The organism is Xanthomonas sp. MUS 060 (genome assembly GCF_000963215.1).
GTDB lineage: Bacteria > Pseudomonadota > Gammaproteobacteria > Xanthomonadales > Xanthomonadaceae > Xanthomonas_A.
On sequence record NZ_JZIM01000123.1, the window covers coordinates 1 to 523 of the forward strand.

Annotated in this window: 1 protein-coding gene; it reads right to left on the reverse strand. The window is 65.6% G+C overall.

Annotated elements, in window-relative coordinates:
* Positions 1-523 (reverse strand): hypothetical protein (locus XANALMUS060_RS17335; RefSeq protein WP_045739511.1); only part of this gene is annotated, 523 nt, incomplete at both ends.

The following is a 523-nucleotide window of genomic DNA, read 5'->3' on the forward strand; positions in this document are numbered from 1 at the left end:
ACAACGCGCCACGGGCGAAGAAGTACGCGCTGGTCTGCGCCGTCAGCCGGATCGTCGCCTGGTGCACCTGGTACCCATCCGGCGTGGTGTACACCGTGTCCTGCAGGATGTCCTGCGGGTTGAGGTAGTAGATCTCGTAGGCGCCGTAGTTACTGGTGCTGCGCAACTCGTTGTGGGCATTTTTGCCGTTGTTGCGCCAGCTCGGTTGATCCAGGCGCACCGGCGCGGCGGTGCTCGTGGTCTGGGTCACCACCACGTTCTGACGCACGTTGTTCAGCGCGCTGGCATGCAGCGCCAGCGTGCCGGCAATCTCGATGGTGGAGCCGAGGTTGTCCACCCGGGCGGCATTGCCGATGGCCTGTTGGTTGCCATCCAGCGCTCCGCCGATGGACGCATCACCATCGCTGTAGATCAAGGCGCTGTCGGTGTTGCTCAACTGGCCCACGCCGATGTCCAGGCGCTGGCGCGCGGCCACGGTGCCGGCATGGGTCACCCCGGCCACGCTCTCGGCACGGTTGAGCAA